The organism is Rhizorhapis suberifaciens, assembly GCF_014200045.1.
Taxonomy (GTDB): domain Bacteria; phylum Pseudomonadota; class Alphaproteobacteria; order Sphingomonadales; family Sphingomonadaceae; genus Rhizorhapis; species Rhizorhapis suberifaciens.
On sequence record NZ_JACHOV010000010.1, the window covers coordinates 39,501 to 57,254 of the forward strand.

General features: G+C 58.6%; 21 protein-coding genes. 7 read left to right on the top strand and 14 right to left on the bottom strand.

Annotated elements, in window-relative coordinates:
- The first annotated feature begins 36 nt into the window (after positions 1-36).
- Positions 37-525, top strand: coding sequence for an RNA polymerase sigma factor (locus HNQ99_RS12655; protein WP_184476122.1), 489 nt, complete (start codon positions 37-39; stop codon positions 523-525).
- Complete coding sequence (locus tag HNQ99_RS12660; RefSeq protein WP_322790367.1) at positions 522-1,268, top strand: anti-sigma factor family protein; 747 nt, start codon at positions 522-524, stop codon at positions 1,266-1,268. The genes HNQ99_RS12655 and HNQ99_RS12660 overlap by 4 nt, the downstream gene beginning before the upstream one ends.
- Positions 1,269-1,352: 84 nt before the next feature.
- On the opposite strand, the gene HNQ99_RS12665 is transcribed toward HNQ99_RS12660, so the two are convergent.
- Entirely contained in the window at positions 1,353-2,051 is a 699-nt protein-coding gene (locus tag HNQ99_RS12665; protein WP_184476482.1) for a pirin family protein, read from the bottom strand.
- Between the two features lie 90 nt (positions 2,052-2,141).
- Between HNQ99_RS12665 and HNQ99_RS12670 the strand changes: the two genes are divergently transcribed.
- The 3 genes from HNQ99_RS12670 to HNQ99_RS12680 all read left to right on the top strand — a co-directional run bounded on the left by HNQ99_RS12670 (position 2,142) and on the right by HNQ99_RS12680 (position 4,255).
- Positions 2,142-3,047: a LysR family transcriptional regulator gene (locus tag HNQ99_RS12670; RefSeq protein WP_184476484.1), complete on the top strand. Its 906-nt coding sequence runs from the start codon at positions 2,142-2,144 to the stop codon at positions 3,045-3,047.
- Positions 3,048-3,203: 156 nt separating this feature from the next.
- The gene (gene ctrA / locus HNQ99_RS12675; protein ID WP_184476126.1) at positions 3,204-3,914 is read left to right on the top strand and encodes a response regulator transcription factor CtrA; all 711 of its coding nucleotides are present in this window, start codon (positions 3,204-3,206) and stop codon (positions 3,912-3,914) included.
- Positions 3,915-4,039: 125 nt separating this feature from the next.
- Positions 4,040-4,255: a hypothetical protein gene (locus HNQ99_RS12680; RefSeq protein WP_184476129.1), complete on the top strand. Its 216-nt coding sequence runs from the start codon at positions 4,040-4,042 to the stop codon at positions 4,253-4,255.
- A 222-nt stretch (positions 4,256-4,477) separates the two neighbouring features.
- Here the strand turns inward: HNQ99_RS12680 and HNQ99_RS12685 are convergent, their stop codons facing one another.
- From HNQ99_RS12685 to HNQ99_RS12745, 13 genes are all read right to left on the bottom strand, one after another.
- Positions 4,478-5,704 (bottom strand): MFS transporter, encoded by a 1,227-nt coding sequence (locus HNQ99_RS12685; protein ID WP_184476132.1) that lies wholly within the window; start codon positions 5,702-5,704, stop codon positions 4,478-4,480.
- Positions 5,705-5,775: 71 nt separating this feature from the next.
- Positions 5,776-6,585 (bottom strand): TrmH family RNA methyltransferase, encoded by an 810-nt coding sequence (locus tag HNQ99_RS12690; protein WP_184476135.1) that lies wholly within the window; start codon positions 6,583-6,585, stop codon positions 5,776-5,778.
- Positions 6,586-6,597: 12 nt separating this feature from the next.
- A complete protein-coding gene (locus tag HNQ99_RS12695; protein ID WP_184476138.1) occupies positions 6,598-6,870 on the bottom strand; it encodes an HPr family phosphocarrier protein in 273 nt (90 codons plus the stop codon).
- Positions 6,867-7,271 (bottom strand): PTS sugar transporter subunit IIA, encoded by a 405-nt coding sequence (locus tag HNQ99_RS12700; RefSeq protein WP_184476141.1) that lies wholly within the window; start codon positions 7,269-7,271, stop codon positions 6,867-6,869. The genes HNQ99_RS12695 and HNQ99_RS12700 overlap by 4 nt, the downstream gene beginning before the upstream one ends.
- Before the next feature lie 9 nt (positions 7,272-7,280).
- Positions 7,281-8,219, bottom strand: coding sequence for an RNase adapter RapZ (rapZ, locus tag HNQ99_RS12705; RefSeq protein WP_184476143.1), 939 nt, complete (start codon positions 8,217-8,219; stop codon positions 7,281-7,283).
- Entirely contained in the window at positions 8,212-8,658 is a 447-nt protein-coding gene (locus HNQ99_RS12710; protein WP_184476145.1) for an HPr kinase/phosphorylase, read from the bottom strand. Before HNQ99_RS12710 ends, rapZ begins: the two co-directional genes overlap by 8 nt.
- A gap of 173 nt (positions 8,659-8,831) precedes the next feature.
- Complete coding sequence (locus tag HNQ99_RS12715) at positions 8,832-10,016, bottom strand: molybdopterin molybdotransferase MoeA (RefSeq protein WP_184476148.1); 1,185 nt, start codon at positions 10,014-10,016, stop codon at positions 8,832-8,834.
- Positions 10,013-10,486 carry a cyclic pyranopterin monophosphate synthase MoaC gene (gene moaC, locus HNQ99_RS12720; protein WP_184476151.1) on the bottom strand — a complete coding sequence of 158 codons (474 nt, stop codon included), beginning with the start codon at positions 10,484-10,486 and terminating at the stop codon, positions 10,013-10,015. Before moaC ends, HNQ99_RS12715 begins: the two co-directional genes overlap by 4 nt.
- Entirely contained in the window at positions 10,483-11,274 is a 792-nt protein-coding gene (gene trpC, locus HNQ99_RS12725) for an indole-3-glycerol phosphate synthase TrpC (RefSeq protein WP_184476154.1), read from the bottom strand. The genes moaC and trpC overlap by 4 nt, the downstream gene beginning before the upstream one ends.
- The gene (gene trpD / locus HNQ99_RS12730; protein ID WP_184476157.1) at positions 11,274-12,260 is read right to left on the bottom strand and encodes an anthranilate phosphoribosyltransferase; all 987 of its coding nucleotides are present in this window, start codon (positions 12,258-12,260) and stop codon (positions 11,274-11,276) included. Before trpD ends, trpC begins: the two co-directional genes overlap by 1 nt.
- Entirely contained in the window at positions 12,257-12,847 is a 591-nt protein-coding gene (locus HNQ99_RS12735) for an anthranilate synthase component II (protein ID WP_184476160.1), read from the bottom strand. The genes trpD and HNQ99_RS12735 overlap by 4 nt, the downstream gene beginning before the upstream one ends.
- Before the next feature lie 43 nt (positions 12,848-12,890).
- Positions 12,891-14,402, bottom strand: a complete 1,512-nt coding sequence (trpE, locus tag HNQ99_RS12740) for an anthranilate synthase component I (RefSeq protein WP_184476163.1) — start codon at positions 14,400-14,402, stop codon at positions 12,891-12,893.
- A complete protein-coding gene (locus HNQ99_RS12745) occupies positions 14,399-16,351 on the bottom strand; it encodes a peptidyl-prolyl cis-trans isomerase (protein ID WP_184476166.1) in 1,953 nt (650 codons plus the stop codon). Before HNQ99_RS12745 ends, trpE begins: the two co-directional genes overlap by 4 nt.
- A 205-nt stretch (positions 16,352-16,556) precedes the next feature.
- Between HNQ99_RS12745 and tpiA the strand changes: the two genes are divergently transcribed.
- On the top strand, positions 16,557-17,306 hold the full coding sequence (gene tpiA, locus HNQ99_RS12750) for a triose-phosphate isomerase (protein WP_184476169.1): 750 nt from the start codon (positions 16,557-16,559) through the stop codon (positions 17,304-17,306).
- 61 nt (positions 17,307-17,367) lie between these two features.
- Complete coding sequence (gene secG / locus HNQ99_RS12755) at positions 17,368-17,754, top strand: preprotein translocase subunit SecG (RefSeq protein ID WP_184476172.1); 387 nt, start codon at positions 17,368-17,370, stop codon at positions 17,752-17,754.

A 17,754-nucleotide genomic window follows, 5' to 3' on the forward strand; every position in this document is an offset into this window, starting at 1 on the left:
GGGCTCGTCCGTTTCATCCTTAAGGAATGGAGCTGAATGGCTTTCGAAAAGGAATTGCTGGCACTGTTGCCCCGCCTCCGGCGGTTCGCGGCCAGCCTGTCGCGAAATGCGGCCGATGGCGATGACCTGTGTCAGGTGACGCTGGAACGGGCGCTGAAGTCGCGGCACCTTTGGGAAGAAGGCACGAGGCTCGATAGCTGGATGTACAGGATCATGCGCAATATCTGGATTGATGAGGCAAGAGCACGACAGCGGCGCGCGAAGACCTTCGTGCCCGAAGAGGAGGGTGGCCATGTGGGGGACCGTAGCCATGAGCAGATGGAAGCGGTCGTGGAGCTTTCTTCGGTCGGGCGCGCCCTGTCCCGGTTGCCCGATGAGCAACGCGAAGTGATCGCGCTGGTCCTTGTTGAAGGGCTGGCATATAAGGAAGCTGCTGAGATTCTGGACATTCCTATTGGTACGTTGACGTCGCGCCTGGTGCGCGGGCGTAGTGCCCTGCTGGCGGAACTGGGAGAAGCGGCGTGAAGATTACCGAGGAAATGCTGGTCGCTTTTGCTGACGGCGAGCTTGACGCCAAGGATCGGGAGGCGGTGATGCGCGCCGTGGCCGCTGACCCTGAATTACGGCAGAAACTGGCGGCGCATCAGCGGCTGCGCGAAACGCTGACTGGGCATTTCGCGCCTATCGCTGAACAAGCCGTTCCAGACAGGTTGAGAGCTTTGCTGATACAAGGTGGGGAAGGCCAGAACGACAATGTGGTTAGCCTGGCGGCTGTTCGAGCGGGCCGTAAGGAAAAAGCAGGAGGCCTTGCCCCGCGCCGCTGGCTGTCGGGCTGGGGCAACGTTGCCGCAATAGCCGCAACGCTGGTTCTGGGAGTTGCGGTAGGGCAATCGATGAACGAGGGAAGTCCTGTGAGTGTCAGGGGTGGCGGCTTGATGGCTCGCGGAGAGTTGGCAAAAACCCTCGACACGCAGCTTGCGTCGGTTCAGGAAAACAATGTTGAGACTCGGATCGGGCTGACCTTTCGTGATAAGGATGGCGCAATTTGCCGCACATTCGAAGGCGAAGCCATGTCCGGCCTCGCCTGCCGGGGTGAAGCTCAACGTTGGCGGTTGGAGCAGCTTCTGCCCGGCAGGGGAAGGGCGGCTGACTATCGGCAGGCTTCGGCGGGCGATCCACGTCTCGCTGCAAGTGTTCAGAGCATGATCGATGGAGCGCCCTTTGACGCGGAAGCGGAAATGGCGGCACGAAACGAGGGGTGGAAATAACGCTTTCCATCTGGACTCGCTTTTGAATCGGATATCTCCTTGGAAATGCCGCCCACGAGGAAATCAGCGTGGGCGGCGAGGGGGTTAATCGGCTTCCACCAAAACGATTTCGCTGTCTTCTATAGCGGTCAGCGTCAGTGTTTCGCCGCCGGATATGGCCGCGCCGTCGCGGGCATTGAATGTAACGCCGTTGATCTCCACGCGGCCAGTCGCCGGAACCAGATAGGCATGGCGGCCCGCGCCAGTTTCATAGGATGCGCTCTCGCCCGCTTTAAGGGTCGCGCCGAGCAGTCGGGCGTCGGCGCGAATACGCAAAGCGCCCTTATCCTCTTCATAACCGCTGGCGAGAACCACGAAACGGCCGGACCGATCGTCCTTGGGGAAAGGCTTGGCGCCCCAACTTGGGGACCCGCCGCCCTCCCGTGGAATGACCCAGATCTGGAAAAGCGTGGTAGTCTCATTTTCAAGATTATACTCGCTATGACGAACCCCGGTTCCGGCGCTCATGACCTGAACGTCGCCGGCTTCGGTGCGGCCGGTATTGCCCATGCTGTCCTGGTGCGTGATCGCGCCCGTGCGGACATAGGTGATGATCTCCATGTCGCGATGTGGATGGGGCGGAAAGCCGGTATTTGGCGCGATTTCATCATCGTTCCAAACTCTTATGCTTCCCCAGCCCATGCGGGAGGGATCGTGATAATCGGCGAAGGAAAAGTGATGATGGGCGTTCAGCCATCCGTGATTGGCATTGCCGAGGGAAGCAAATTCTCGTTTCTCGATCATGACGTTATCCTTTCGTGTCTTGATGAAAGCGAAATAAGCGGTCATCATCGTTTCCAAAATAGGCAATAGAGAAACAGGTTGTTTCCCATTATGCGCTTACCAGATTTTGAAGCCTGGGCGATTTTCGCCGCTGTCGTCGAGAACCGTTCCTTTACCGGCGCCGCCAAGGCTCTTGGCCTTTCCAAAGCGACGATCTCAAAAGCCATTTCCCGCCTTGAGAACCAAGTTGGCCTTGGCCTGTTTCACCGCACCTCCCGCCATCTTTCGTTGACCGACAGCGGTCGGGAGTTGGCAGAACGGGCAAGCCGTATTCTGGCGGAAGGACTCGCGGCCGAGGAGGCTGCCCGCGACGAAGCGACTGCGCCCCAAGGCGTGGTTCGGCTAGCCGCCCCAATGAGCTTTGGCTTGATGCACGTCGCACCTGTAGTGGCGGAATTTCTTGCGAATCATCCGGGCGTCACCATCGACTTGCATCTAAGCGATGAGAAGATCGACATCATTGAAATGGGGTTTGATATCGTCTTACGAATTGCAGCGCTCCCGGATAGCTCGCTGCGGGTGCTGCGGTTGGGATCAGTAGAACGCAGGATCGTTGCTGCCCCTTCCTATCTGGCCACCCGTGGTCGTCCTGGCCATCCTGTCGAATTGGCCGATCACTGCTGCTTCAGCTATGCCAATGTAGACAGGCCGGATGTCTTGCGTTTCCTTGGTCCTGGAAATGAGGAAGTTGCGGTCCGGCCGAACGGGCCACTTCGCGCCAATAGCGGCGATGCCATGCTGCCGGCGCTGCGGGCGGGGCTGGGAGTCGCGATCCTGCCTGACTTCATTGTCGGAACGGATATAGCAGAAGGACGTTTGGAGGCGATAATGCCTGAATGGTCGCCCCCGCCGCTGTCCCTCCATTTGCTGACGCCTCCAGGTGTAGTCCGGCCGGCGCGTGTAAGCCTTTTGATGGATTTTCTGGTGGAGCGATTCCGGCTGCTGAGTCGCGGTTGAAGCCGACTCTTGTTAGCCCGAAACAACTGCGACTCGTGGATTCAGGCCAGTTAAATCAAAATTAACCTTTCGCATTCATAAGTTCTATGGTTAATATGTGTGTATGGATGTCTCACGGCAGTGGCGGCATTCACCAACGGAACAAGGGGCTGCCAGATGCGCGTGCTGCTTATCGAAGACGAACCGACGACGGCGAAGGCCATTGAGCTGATGCTGACGACCGAAGGTTTCAACGTCTATACCACCGATCTTGGTGAAGAAGGCTTGGACCTGGGCAAGCTCTACGATTATGACATCATCTGTCTCGACCTCAATCTGCCTGATATGCATGGCTATGATGTGCTGAAGAAGCTCCGCACCGCCAAGGTTCAGACGCCTGTGCTCATCCTATCGGGTATTAGCGAAATGGACAGCAAGGTTCGGTCATTCGGCTTTGGCGCTGATGACTATGTCACCAAGCCTTTCCACCGCGACGAGCTGGTGGCCCGCATCCACGCGGTGGTTCGCCGTTCCAAAGGGCATAGCCAATCCGTTATCCGCACTGGCAAGCTGGCGGTCAATCTGGACGCCAAGACTGTGGAAGTCGATGGCAACCGCGTGCACTTGACCGGCAAGGAATATGCGATGCTGGAGCTCCTTTCGCTCCGCAAGGGCACGACCTTGACCAAGGAAATGTTCCTCAACCATCTTTATGGCGGAATGGACGAACCGGAACTCAAGATCATTGACGTTTTCATCTGCAAGCTGCGCAAAAAACTGGCGCTGGCTTGCGGCGGCGAAAATTATATCGAGACCGTCTGGGGCCGCGGCTATGTGCTGCGTGATCCGGACGAAGACATGGATGCCCCCTCCGCGCGGGTCGCCTGAACAGAATAATATGTGGAGTGTCAAAGGCCTGGCGGATCGTATTCGCCGGGCCTTTTATGTTTTAGGCAGCTTCCAAATCGCTGCGACGAACCTGTTTCGCGAACGAGGATAAAAGGGGTTACAGCATGGATTCGCGGAACTCCCCTTGTCAGACATCTCTCGATGCCTTCTTTGCCCTGCCTATGATGATCGCCGAGGCGGCCTTGTGCTATTCCCATGAACTGTCCCAATCCTGGTGGCGACAATTTTTCCATGGCCCCAAACACGGCCACGAAGGTCATGCCCAGCTAGAGGTGCCGGATCCTTTGCAAGCGGATGACGAACGGGACCTGTTCGCCTGACCACTAGCTAGGACAAGGACTTCATGTTCCGAGCGTAGCTATGTCGTTTCGAACGGCGCGTGCAGCTACCGCCGGAGCGGACGAAGACAAGATCGATGCGCGCTTCGAAAATGGCGTTCTTGTCATCAATATTGGAATAATGAGAGCGAAAAAAGAAAACGGATCACCAATCAACAAGGAATGATGAGATAGATAGGGACCGTGCCGACAAGCGCGGCCTTTTTAATTCGACCCCCGGTCCAGCAGGAGCAACGAGAGCAAGCTGATCAGCGCGGCGATCGACAGGTAAAGGCCGACAGACGCTATCCCGAATTCCCCCACCAGTCCCTGCGCAACCATCGGGGCAAGCGCTCCCCCCAATATTCCACCGGCATTGAAGGCTACCGAGCTGCCGGTGTAACGGAGCTGGGTGGGGAAAAGCCCTGTGAGCCAGGCCCCAAGTGGGCCATAGACGAAGCCCATGAGCAGCAGGGCAAGCGCCAGAGCGGCGAAGATTGCAACCAGAGAGCCACTTCCCATGGCCGGGCCAAAGATCAGGCCCGCCGGGATAGTGCCGATGCAGCCCCAGATCAGCACCTTGCGCGGACTCGACATATCTGACCACCAGCCAGCAAGTCCGATGCCGAGCGCCAGGAACAAAATCGCCCCCAGCTGAATGCCCAGGAATGTCGCTCGCCCAATTCCGCCTTCGGTGGTGCCATAGCCCAGCGCAAAGGCGGTGCTGATGTAGAAAATTGCAAAACAGGCGACCACGGCAAAGGTGCCCGCCAAAGTCTGGCGGAAATGGTGGCGGAACAGGGACGCGATAGGAACACGCGGAGGAGGGGCTTTTTTCATTGCCTCGGCAAAGGCGGGCGTCTCCGTCACCTTGAGGCGGACCCATAACCCCAGGATGACCAGCAATGCGCTTGCTAGGAAGGGCAAACGCCAGCCCCAGGCGAGGAAATCCTCATCGCTTAGAAACGTGCCCAACAGCAGGAACAAACCATTTGCGGCAATGAAGCCGACAGGCGCGCCCAATTGCGGGAACATTCCGAAGCGCGCTCTCCATCCGGGCGGCGCGTTCTCCACCGCCAGAAGTGCGGCGCCGCCCCATTCTCCGCCCAGGCCAAATCCCTGGCCAAAACGCAATATGCAAAGCAGCAATGGGGCGATCCATCCAATGCTTTGGTAAGTTGGGAGGAAGGCAATGGCGAGTGTTGAACCACCCATCAGCATCAGCGATGCGACCAGGGTCGATTTTCGTCCGATCCGATCGCCAAAATGTCCGAACACACTGGCCCCAAGCGGCCGAGCGATGAAGGCAAGCGCGAAGCTGGCATAAGCAGCCATTAGTTGAGCAGATGGGGACTCAGCCGGAAAGAAGAGCGGCCCGAATACCAATGAGGCCGCGGTCGCGTAGATATAGAAATCGTAGAATTCAACTGACGTGCCGACCAGGCTTGCCATCAAAACCCGGCTTGTGGATGCAGGAGGGGGCGCGGGCGGTGTAGGTTCAGGCCGCGGGACAGGAGCATGGTTCACGAACGGCCATTCCTTTTTTGATTAAGCAGCTCATAAGCCATGACGGCGGTCGCGACGGCGGCATTGAGGCTGTCCGCCTTGCCCAGCATCGGAATTTTTACGAGCAGGTCGCATTGGTCCTCATAAGCTGATGGAAGCCCTTGCGACTCATTCCCGACCAGCAGAAAGGCGGGGCTTTGATAGCGCGGCTCCTGATAGTCATGAGTGGCCTTAAGACTGGTGCCAATAAGCTGCCCCGGCCCTTGACGGAGCCAGGTGATGAATTCCCCCCATCGAGCCGTAGCGATCTTCTGCGTGAACAAAGCGCCCATGCTGGCCCGGACAGCTTCGACAGAAAAGGGATCGACACAATCATCGATCAGTATCACTCCACCCGCGCCTACAGCATCACCAGTTCGCAAGATGGTGCCCAAATTCCCGGGGTCCCGCAGCGATTGCGCCACGATCCAGATGTCGGCACTGTCCCGGTCCAATTGTTTGATTGGCGTCAGGCGGTCACGATAGACACCCACTAGCGCCTGCGGATTATCCTTACCTGAAATCTTGCTCAATATGTCGGCGCTGGTAACAATCACGTCCCCGCCATTCGCCTCCATTTCCCTGATAAGCTCAATCGCCAACGGATGATCGGTGGCGTGCCCCGCATGGAACAGCATCTCTGGAAGTACGCCTCCCTCCCTCGCTTCGGTCAGGATGCGGAGGCCCTCTGCAAGGAACAAACCTTCCCGTTTGCGATGCTTCTTGTCGCGAAGGGAGCGGATGCGCTTTACGAGCGGGTTGGAAAAGCCGGTAATTTCGCGGGACAATTTCTGGCCCGCTTATTCTTCGCCGAAGCGGTTTTCGACCAGCAGCGCGAGTTGTTCAACGGCATGCGCGGCGTGGTCCCCGGCGGCGCTGATAACGATACTGTCCCCCATTGCGGCACCAAGCATCATCAAACCCATGATCGAAGTACCCGTGACAGCTTGTCCGTCCTTTTCCACCGTGATCTCGCAGGGCAATCCACTTGCCAGAGTGACGAATTTTGCGCTCGCTCTGGCATGCAGGCCGCGCTTGTTCGTGATCCGGACTTCCTTCTTGTGGCCGGTCATGTCGAGCTTCCCAGCAATTCCGATGCAACGCTGATATATTTCTGGCCCGCCTCACGTGCGGCGGCCACTGCCTTTTGAACGGTCATGGATTTGCGCGCGCTTTCAAGGCGGATGAGCATGGGGAGATTGATGCCGGCAATGACCTCCACCTCGCCTGCCTTCAAAAGGGAAATAGCCAAATTCGAAGGGGTGCCGCCAAACAGATCGGTCAGAAGAATGACACCGGACCCATCATTCACGCTCTCGACGGCGGCCGCGATATCCGCGCGGCGCACTTCCATGTCGTCTTCCGGCCCGATACAGACGGTTTCAATTGCCTTTTGCGGGCCAACCACATGTTCCATGGCGATGACGAACTCTTTCGCCAGAAAACCATGTGTGACCAAAACCAAACCGATCATCTGATTATCTTATCCTGTCGCGTCGTCTTCATCTTCGGGCCGGTTCTCAAGCGCATCGAGGGGCGCCGATTCAAGATTGCGGTGGCTGACCGTGGGCGAAAAACCTGCCTGACGCAAGCTTTGGGCAATTCGTTCGGCCACATGAACCGATCTATGACGACCGCCTGTACAACCAAAGGCTATGGTCACATAGGCTTTGCCCTCTTCATAGTAGCGAGGGAGCAGCGTCAGAAGCAGTTTTTCGATCTGCTGTACGACGTCCTCATAGGCAGGGTCCTGGGCGATGTGGCCCCCGACTGCCGCATCCAGGCCGGTAAGCGGTCGAAGTTCCGCGTCCCAATGCGGATTGCGCAAGAACCGCATGTCGAACACCAGATCGGCATTGCGCGGCAGGCCCCTGGCAAAGCCGAAGGACAAGATGGTGAGGGCAGGCTCGGTCACCTTGCCGAGGCCAAAGCGGCTGCGGACTTCCTGCTGAAGCGCGTTTGAGGCAAGGTTGGTCGTGTCGATCACATGATCGGCCCAACGACGCAAAGGTTCAGTCAGTTCACGCTCACGCGCTATACCATCTGCCGCCGGCCGGTCCTGCGCCAAGGGATGACGTCGCCGGGTTTCCGAATAGCGCCGTTCCAACTCCGCGCCGCCGCAGTCCAGAAACAGGGTGCCGACATCATAGCCCTCCGCGCTTCTGAGCTTCTTGATTCGGCGAACCATGCCGGCCGCGTCAAATCCGCGAGTGCGGCTGTCTATCCCAAGAGCAAGCGGCCGTCCGATATCCTCCGCTCCGGCCGGGAGCGGTGCGTCAAGCAAGCGATCGAGCAGCAGGAGCGGCAAATTGTCTACGACCTCCCAACCCATATCCTCCAACGTCCGGAGCGCTGTCGACTTTCCGGCGCCGGACAGGCCCGAAACAAGAAGAATTGTCTTTGGTTTTTGGGTTTTAGCCATGCGCCCCCACGTTCAGCCCATATTTCTCCATGGCCATTTCCACCTTTATAGGGGCTGAACCTTCCAGGGGAGCAATTTTCATCACCGGCACCGAAATACCGGCGATCACGCGAACGTCAGGGTCAAGCGGCATCCTGTCGACGCTATCGAACAGCTGCACCACTAACGCCACCGCCTGGTCCGCAAGATAATCCATGTCGATTACGCCAAGGCCCCGAACTTCGATCTTGCCCGCAATGGTATCCGGCGGAGATGCTAGGAGCAGTTCACCTTTTCGACGAGCAACCGTGTAATCGTCACTGACCAAAATCGCTCCGCGGTCGATAAGACGCAGGGCCAGATCAGACTTACCGCTGCCGCTGCGGCCTTCAATCATCACCGCGCGGCCGGCAATGGAGACCGTGCTGCAATGCAATGTTTCGGAAGACAATGCCGCCATGTACTCGCAACCTCTTAATGTGAAGCCCCACTTCGAGATCCATGTCGATGAGTTCATTCAGTACAGAGATCCAGGGGCTATAAAGGTTATTGGCACAATATCGTCAATCATTCCGCTGGTGAATATGTGATCGAGAGCGGCATCCCGCCCACCGCATTGATTGCGCCCCAGCGTCAGTCAATGGGTAGGCACTTCACCATTTCGCCCGCTTGGACGGCTGGGGCTTTTTGCGGACGGACGATCAGAGCATTCGCACTGGAAAGGGCGGCCATGCCGGCACTGTCTTGATCGGCGAGCGGCCGGACGGTTCCTTCGGACATTATAGCACGGACATAGACTGCGCGAGCGGCTACTGGCGGCATGTCTTCTGTCAAACGGGCTTTAATCAACTGGGGCAGGGGGTGTTGGGATCCGCCCATGTGCCGCACGAGGGGGAGCAGGAATAATGTGGCGGTCACGAACGCAGATACGGGATTTCCTGGCAGGCCCAGAAACAGCGCGTTCCCATTACGACCCGCCATGAGGGGCTTGCCGGGCCGTAACGCAATGCGCCAGAAATCCAGCGAACCTCCGGCCGCTTCAAAAGCAGGCTTGATAAGGTCATGATCTCCCACCGATGCTCCGCCGGTGGTGACGATAATGTCTGCATTGGCAGCGGTTGCGAACGACTGAACCTGCGCTTCCAGATTGTCCCGGACAATGCCCAAATCCTGGATCGTCACTGGAAGGTGGGACAGCATCGCGCGCAGCATCAGGCTGTTGGACGCCGGGAGTTCGCCTGCGTGGATCTGCTGTCCGGGTTCGGTCAATTCATTGCCGGTCGTGAAGATGGCTACCCTCAGCTTCCGACGAACAGGCAGCGTTCCATGCCCGCCAAGAGCCGCAATCGCCACCTGTGGGGCACCTATGAGCGATCCCTTCTCAAGGAGTTTGGCGCCTGTGGAAAAATCAGACCCCTGCTTCCGAACATTCTTACTCGGTGCGGCGGGACCTTCTCCGGCTAGAAGCAGTTTTGTTCCCTCCAGCGCCGCCTCTTCCTGTACCAGGACGCAGTCGGCTCCGTCTGGCATGGGCGCGCCGGTGAATATGCGGACCGCTTCGCTCTGTTCAATCAATTGCGGCGTCAGGTTCCCTGCCGCGCTTTCCCCTATGATCGTCCACGGTCCGGGCAAATCCTGGTGACGGATTGCATAACCGTCCATTGCCGAAAGCGCCGTCCATGGCTGGTCCCGTAACGCCAATACGTCGTCGGCAAGCCATCGGCCGATGGTTTCAGCAAGAGGGGGATTTTCCAGACCTAGCGTCGGGGCCGACGCGATCAACCGCTGCTGCGCCTCTTCAACGGACAAAAGGGTCATTCGTCGCGTTTCCAGTTCCCGGATTTACCCCCACTTTTCTCAATTAAGCAAATATCACGGATTATCATGGATTTGTCGATGGCCTTTGCCATATCGTAAACGGTTAGGAGTGCGGTGCTGACCGCGGTCAGGGCTTCCATTTCCACACCGGTTTGTCCGCTGGTCTTTGCTGTGGCCGTCGCAATAATGCCCTGTTCGTCGAGTTGCAGGTCAATGCTAACCGACGAAAGGGGCAGGGGATGGCAGAGCGGGATGAGGTCGGATGTCTTTTTCGCGGCCATAATCCCGGCAATACGGGCGACGGCGAGCACGTCTCCCTTCTTCACCAGGCCCTCGGCAATCGCCTTGCGAGCGTCCGGCGACATGATGATACGGCCGGTGGCGATCGCCTGACGCGTGGTGGAAGGCTTGGTCGAAACATCGACCATATTGGCCGCACCATCCTTGTCCAGGTGCGTGAGGCGACTCATGAGCCGGTGAGCAGCCTTCGCGTAGCTGCCTCCAGGTCGTGTTCACGCATCAACGCCTCGCCCACAAGAAAGCAATGCACCCCGCGTTCGGCCATCGCATCAAGATCCGATTTGGAGGTGAGGCCGCTTTCCGCCACGAAAGTGCAATCGGTCGGCGCTTGGTCGACGAGTTCATATGTTATGGAAAAGTCGATCGTGAAGTCCCTCAAATCACGGTTGTTCACGCCGATAAGTCGGGATTTCAGTTTCAGCGCACGCTCAAGCTCCCGCGCGTCGTGGACCTCGACCAAAGCGTCCATGCCGCATTCCATCGCCGCGGCTTCAATTTCTTGCATCTGTCCGTCATCCAGCGCGGCGGCGATAATGAGGACCGCATCAGCCCCAATTGCACGCGCCTCATGGACCTGCCACGGGTCTATTATGAAATCCTTGCGAAGGACCGGGATGCTGCAGGCCGACCGGGCTGCCATCAAATAATCCTCATGTCCTTGAAAATAAGGTGCGTCGGTAAGAACGGAAAGACAGGCGGCGCCCGCTGCTTCATAAGCCTGTGCATGGGCCGGGGGATCAAAGTCGGCGCGGATCAAGCCCTTGGAGGGGCTCGCTTTCTTAATTTCCGCAATAAGCGCGTGGCCGTAACGAGACGCGGCGTTCAATGCCGCGCGGAACCCTCGTGGGGCGCTTTGTTCCGCCTTCAGCGCGTTCAGTCTGGCGAAGGTCGTCGCGGCCTTCCGGGCGGCCACTTCCTGACGTTTTGTGTTGCAAATTTCATCGAGCTTGTTGGTCATCAAAAAGCAATCCAGCAGTTGAGCAGCGCATTTGCGAGCCCCTTGTCGATGGCTTCGGCGGCTTCTTCGGCTCCTTCAGCAAGGCTTTTTACCTCACCCGCCACCATCAGCGCGGCGGCACTGTTGAAGAGAACCGCGTCCCGATAGGGACCTTCCTCGCCCAATAGCAATTTCCGTAACTCCTGCGCATTATGCTCGGCATCGCCGCCCTTTATGGCTTCGACATTATGCGTCGGGAGCCCAGCGTGCGCCGCAGTGATGATGTAGGAACGCAGCTCTCCGCTTTCTATCTCGGTGACGCTATTACCGTCGGCGAGCGAAAGTTCATCCAATCCTTCTTCGCCGGAAACCACCATTGAATGTTCCGTGCCGATCTTCAGCAATGCCTCGGCATAGACAGGGACATAGTCAGGGCGAGCAATGCCGATAAGCTGCCGCCGAACATTCGCAGGGTTGGCGAGCGGCCCCATCAGATTGAATATCGTACGCCGCCCAAGCGAACGCCGGATAGGGGCGACGTGAGCCAGCGACGGGTGGTGTGCCTGAGCAAAAAGGAAGCAGATGCCAAGGTCCGCCAGGCTTTGTTCCGCAGTTTCGCCGGCCCGGTTGAGGTCGAGCCCCAAGGCTTCCAGCGTGTCGGCCGCTCCCGCCTTTGATGAGGCTGCGCGATTGCCATGCTTTGCGACCGGAACGCCGCAGGCCGCGACAATGATGGCGACAGCGGTCGATATGTTGAGCGTGTGATGGCCATCGCCGCCTGTGCCACAGACGTCGATTGCATCGGCCGGGGCGGTGATGGGGATCATGCGCGCGCGCATGGCCTGGGCCGCGGCGGCGATCTCCGTAGCGGTTTCGCCCCGCTCGCTGAGGCGGACTAGGAAGTCGGCGATCGCGCTATCCGATACCGTACGGTCGAGGATTGCAGCGAAAGCTTGATCTGATTGCTCTTCGTTCAGAAACGTTGACGGGTCAGGTAATGACGTCATGTCGTCGCGCGTTCCCTTACGGAAATGCCCGAAATCCTCATGAAATTGGCCAACATGGCGTGGCCGTGCTCTGTAGCAATGCTTTCAGGATGGAACTGAACTCCGTGAATGGGCAGCGTTACATGACGGAACCCCATCACCATGGTGTCGTCGCTGGTGGCGTTAACGACAAGCGCGTCCGGAATGTCCTGAACCACCAGACTGTGATAGCGCGTGGCGATAAAGGGGGAAGGAAGGCCCTCGAAAAGGCCAGTGCCGTCATGGCTGACCGCAGAGGTCTTACCATGCATCAGGCCGCCGCGAACAACCTTCCCACCGAAATGCTGGCCAATGGATTGATGGCCAAGGCATACGCCGAGAAGCGGCTTTCCGGCGTCAGCACAGGCAGCGACAAGATCCAGGCTGATCCCCGCCTCATTGGGTGTGCAGGGTCCCGGAGAAATCAGGAACGCCTCAGCACCCGACGAAAGCGCCTGTCCTGCCGACATGGCGTCATTTCGGACGACTTCCACCTCTGCGCCCAGTTCCATCAGATAATGGACAAGGTTCCAGGTAAAGCTGTCGTAATTATCGATGACTAGAATCATGGGATGGCTTTAGCGCGAACCTCTTAATTCGGCCAGTGCGGGCTTATTGGCCGTACGCGGCATCTCTGGCAATCGCAACCGCCTCACGCGCGGCTGCGATCAAAGCGCCGCTTTTTGCCTCACATTCCCGCTGTTCATAGGCCGGATCGCTGTCCGCAACGATGCCGGCCCCGGCCTGGACATGCATGACGCCATCCTTCAGAACCGCCGTTCGCAGGACGATACAGCTGTCGAGATTACCGTCAGGGCCGAAATAGCCTACGCCGCCAGCATAGGCTCCACGGGTTTCGGGTTCCAGCTCGGCAATGATCTCACAGGCGCGAACCTTGGGCGCGCCGGAAACGGTGCCGGCGGGAAAGCCAGCGAACAATGCATCGAGCGCATCCTTCGTTGGATCGAGTCGGCCTACCACATTGGACACGATGTGCATGACATGGCTATAAAATTCGACCGTATAGCTATCGGTAACAGTCACCGTTCCGGCCTCCGCCACCCGGCCAACATCGTTGCGGCCAAGGTCAAGGAGCATAAGATGCTCGGCGCGTTCCTTCGGATCGGCTAGAAGGCTGTCGCGATTAGCCGCGTCTTCCGATGCCGTCTTTCCGCGTGGTCGCGTCCCGGCGATAGGGCGGATCGTAACTTCGCCATCACGCGCCCGCACAAGGATTTCCGGGCTGGACCCGATCAACGCAAAGCCCGGCAGGTCCAGATAATAGAGAAATGGCGAGGGATTGATCCGCCGCAATGCGCGGTAGAGCGCAATTGGCGGCAGGGAAAAGGGTGCCGTGAAACGCTGGGCCAACACCACCTGAAAAATGTCCCCTGCGGTGATGTAATCCTTCGCCTGGTTGACCATTTCGCCATAATGGCCAGGGGCGAGCACCGGGGTAACCGTGACGTCCACGGGACCCTCCAGCGGAGCCGGAGGCAGAGAGAGCGGGGCCGCGAGACGGGCGGAGATCGCCTCAATGCGATCAGACGCTTCAACAATCGCCTTGTCCGCATCCACGAAACTGCCGGCCCATATCGGGGCGACCAGATAAAGCGCGTCAGCCAACCGATCAAAAACAAGAATAACGGTGGGGCGTACGAAAAGCATGTCGGGCAATTGAAGTGGGTTTTCCGGCGGACGAGAAAGCTTTTCCACCAGACCCACGGTCTCATAGCCGAAATATCCGACAAGGCAGGCAAGCGCCGATGGCAAAGCTTCATCCACTTCGCAGCGGCATTCGGCCACCAGCTTGCGCAAGGCCTCCAGCGCGTTGCCCTCCTCCAAAGAGAAGGCGTCGGGCGACGTCGCCCATTGCCGGTTGATTTCAGCCCTTTGGCCCTGAGCGCGAAATACAAGGTCGGGTGCGAGGCCCAAGAGGCTGTAACGCCCCCGCACGGCTCCGCCTTCGACCGACTCAAGCAGGAAGTCGCCGCGATCCGGTTCGATCAGCTTCAATGCCGCCGAAATCGGCGTATCGATATCGGCGATCTGGCGCCTCCATAGAAGCGCGGACTTACCAGCCTTCAAGGCTTGCCGCACGGTTTCGGACGACGCCTGAATCATTGCCCGGTCGAACCGCTGCGCAATTGCCGCTTCACTTCGGCGATTGCGGCTTCATTTTTCTTGATGCCGACATGCTGCTGAACGGCGCGTGTGAATTGTTCGGCATATTCATTGCCGGCGACACGCGACATTTCCTGACGAACGGCATTCACGAGCGAGGGCTGCCGGCCTGCATCCCCACGTTCAATTTTGTCCAGCTTCAGGACGAAATAGCCCTGGCTGTTAGGGGCTTCCAGTCGCTTGACGCTGCCTTCGACCATGCTGAAAAGCAAGGCGAGGGGAGGGGGAACCTGCTGGCCGCCCCGAGCAATGTCAGCACGCTTGCCTCCCAGGGGCTGAGGGGGTGGTACTTTAAGGCCGGTCTCGACGAGCGCCTTGGCAAAATCTGCGCCCTTGCTCATCTTTGCAACCAGCTGATCCGCTGCGGTTTGCGCTCGGCTAGCGGCGCGCTCAAGCTTGAATTGCTGGACGACGACGTTCCGTACCTTGTCGAGCGGCGGCGGAGCGGCAGCCTTAATGTCGGTGACGTCAACCAACGCATAGAGTTGATCAGGCGCTACGGTCACCATCTGCGGCTCATCGTCCAGTTCCATGCTAAAGGCTGGATCGAGCATTGGCTGGAGTTCCGGCGGCGCTTTATAATTTTCCTGCTGCACCGCTGCGCCGTTGCGAAGGATGAGCGGCGTTGCCTTGATGGGCAGGGCAGCGTCCCTGGCAAATTCCTCGAATGTCGTGCCTTCGGCTATCTGGTCCTCCGCTTTGCTGAGGAAGTCGGTCATGGCTTCGGCCGATTTTTGTTGCCGGAGAGCCGTTACGATCTCTGCCCGAACGGCAGGCAGGGACCTGGCGGGCGATGTCGTAATGCCGGTGACTTCCACCACATGCCAGCCCAGAGGCGATTTGGCGATGGGGGCCAATTGCCCCCTGGACGTAGCGAAAACGCCCTTCGCTACCGCCGGAGAGCTTTTTCCCCCATATTGCTGAAGGCTGACATTGTTCAGCGTGGCGACGGCCAAACCGGCCCCCTTTGCTGCCTCGGCAAGGCTGGAGCCGCTTTTCACCTTTGCCGCAATTGTCTCGGCCGCAGCCTGGGTCGGCACGATAAGTTGCGCCAGGGTGCGCTCTTCCCGAGCAGCATAATTGGCTTTGTTCTCGTTATAATAGGCCGCGATTTCTCCCTCCGTCGGGGTCGCCGCCTTTTCAAAACGCGTCTTATCGATCAGCAGATAACGCAGCTGCCGCTGTTCGGGAACAGTGAAACGATCGGCATTGCGACTATAATAGGCCGCCAGTTCCTGAGGGTTGGGCTGCTCTTCGCTAATGAAAAGTTTCGATGGAATGACAGCAATGCGGCCCTCACGGCTTTCGAGCAGCAGGGACGCATAGGGCATGGTCATGTCGCGCGAAATACGGCTTCCCATGGCAACTGGAGCCAGGACCTGACGCGAAAAGACGTCTCGGGTGATATCCTGGCGGAGCGCCGCGTCGGTAATATTCTGGCGGCGAAGAAGCTCATGATAGAGCTGTTCGCTGAAATTCCCCGACGCGTCACGGAACGCTCCGATACTGGAAATCTCCCCGTCGATCAGCCGTTTGCTGGCGGACATGCCTTCATCATGTGCAAATTCGGTAACGGCAAGACCCTGAATCAGTTGATCGAGCACATTTTCCATGCCGCCCTGCGCAAGGAAGCTCGTCATTTCAAGCTGCGGCTGCTGCTGGCGATTTCGATCAAACACCATTTGGGTGCGACCCTGCAGATCCGCCGCTGTAACCGCATCGCCGCCCACCTTGGCCACTGTGCCGCTGTTGCCCGTGAAGGTGCCCAGTCCATTGCCGCTTCCGGTGATGTCTCCAGCAGCAAACGCTACGGCAGCAAGAGCCACCAGCAGAAAGGCGACGCCAAGACCGATCTTGGAATGAATAAGGCGGCGGATGAAGCTGATCATGAAAAATCCATAGCAATAAGCGAGGCGTAACGCGCCCCCGCTTTAGGATGGTGAGTGCCAGGCATCAAGCTCGGAAACCAAGCCGCTCAGCCTGTTGGGGGCAGGAACGGGCAGGGATAATCCTCCGTTGCCCTAGACAATCGGTGTTCATTCGTTATCGGACGACCAACGCCACTTACAATAACTCATGCAGGAGTCCCTCTTAGTGACCAGACGGAAACTTATTGTCGGCAACTGGAAAATGAATGGCCTCCTAAGCCAGTTGAGGGAAATAGAGGCCATTGATCAAGTCGCCGAAGCGAACCTTGTTGTCGAGGTAGGATTGTGCATTCCGGCGACGCTGATCCATGCTGCGAGCGGTGTGGTTCGCTCGGTTTTCATCGGGGCGCAGGATTGCCACAGCGCTGAAAGCGGCGCTCATACCGGCTGCCTTTCCGCAGCCATGCTGAGCGAAGCCGGAGCGAATACCGTGATCGTGGGTCACAGCGAGCGGCGAACGGACCAGCATGAAACGAGCGGTGACGTGGCCGCCAAAGCTGCCGCCGCGCGACATAGCCGGCTGAACGTAATCCTGTGTGTTGGCGAGACGGAAGCTGAGCGGGATGCTGGCCATGCCGAAGCCCTGGTTTCCGATCAGCTGCTGGCATCGCTTCCCGAGGGCGCCGCATCGGAGTGGCTGTCCATTGCCTATGAACCAGTTTGGGCCATTGGCACGGGTCGCACGCCTACGATGGAAGAGGTGGACTGGATGCACCGCTCATTGCGAGACGCGCTTCGTTCGAAAATCGGCGCTGATGCCGATGCGTTGCGCATTCTTTATGGCGGTTCGATGAACGGCGCTAATGCGGCGGATCTGCTGTCGATCGCGGATGTGGACGGGGGACTCGTAGGCGGAGCCAGCCTGACCTCCGAAAAATTCGCGCCGATCATCGAAGCGGCGGCCGCCGCCGGTTGAAGAATGGAGCGGAAAGCGTTATGTGCCCGCTCAATCAGCATCAGACGGGTTTTGATTTTTCATGTTCACCTTCATTCTTGTTGTCCAGGCCATTGTGGCGGCTGTGCTCGTCGGCGTCATATTGATGCAACGGTCTGAAGGTGGGGGACTGGGCGTTGGAGGCAGCCCTTCAGGGCTGATGTCGGCGCGCGGGGCCGCGGATTTCCTGACCCGCTCCACAACGATTCTGGCGACGCTGTTTGTCGGACTGAGCGTCTTGCTGGCGGTCATTGCTTCGGTGAAACACGCCCCCGCCAGCATCGACACCTCTCTATCCCGTTCCGGCACCAGCTCCGCGCCGGCCAATGATGTGCCTGTTGCTGGCGGCGATCCGCTCGCTGCGGCTGCAGACAAAGCCGCGCAGAACGAAAGCGCTCCCAAGGACGAGGGCGTTCCTCTGGCGCGGTAA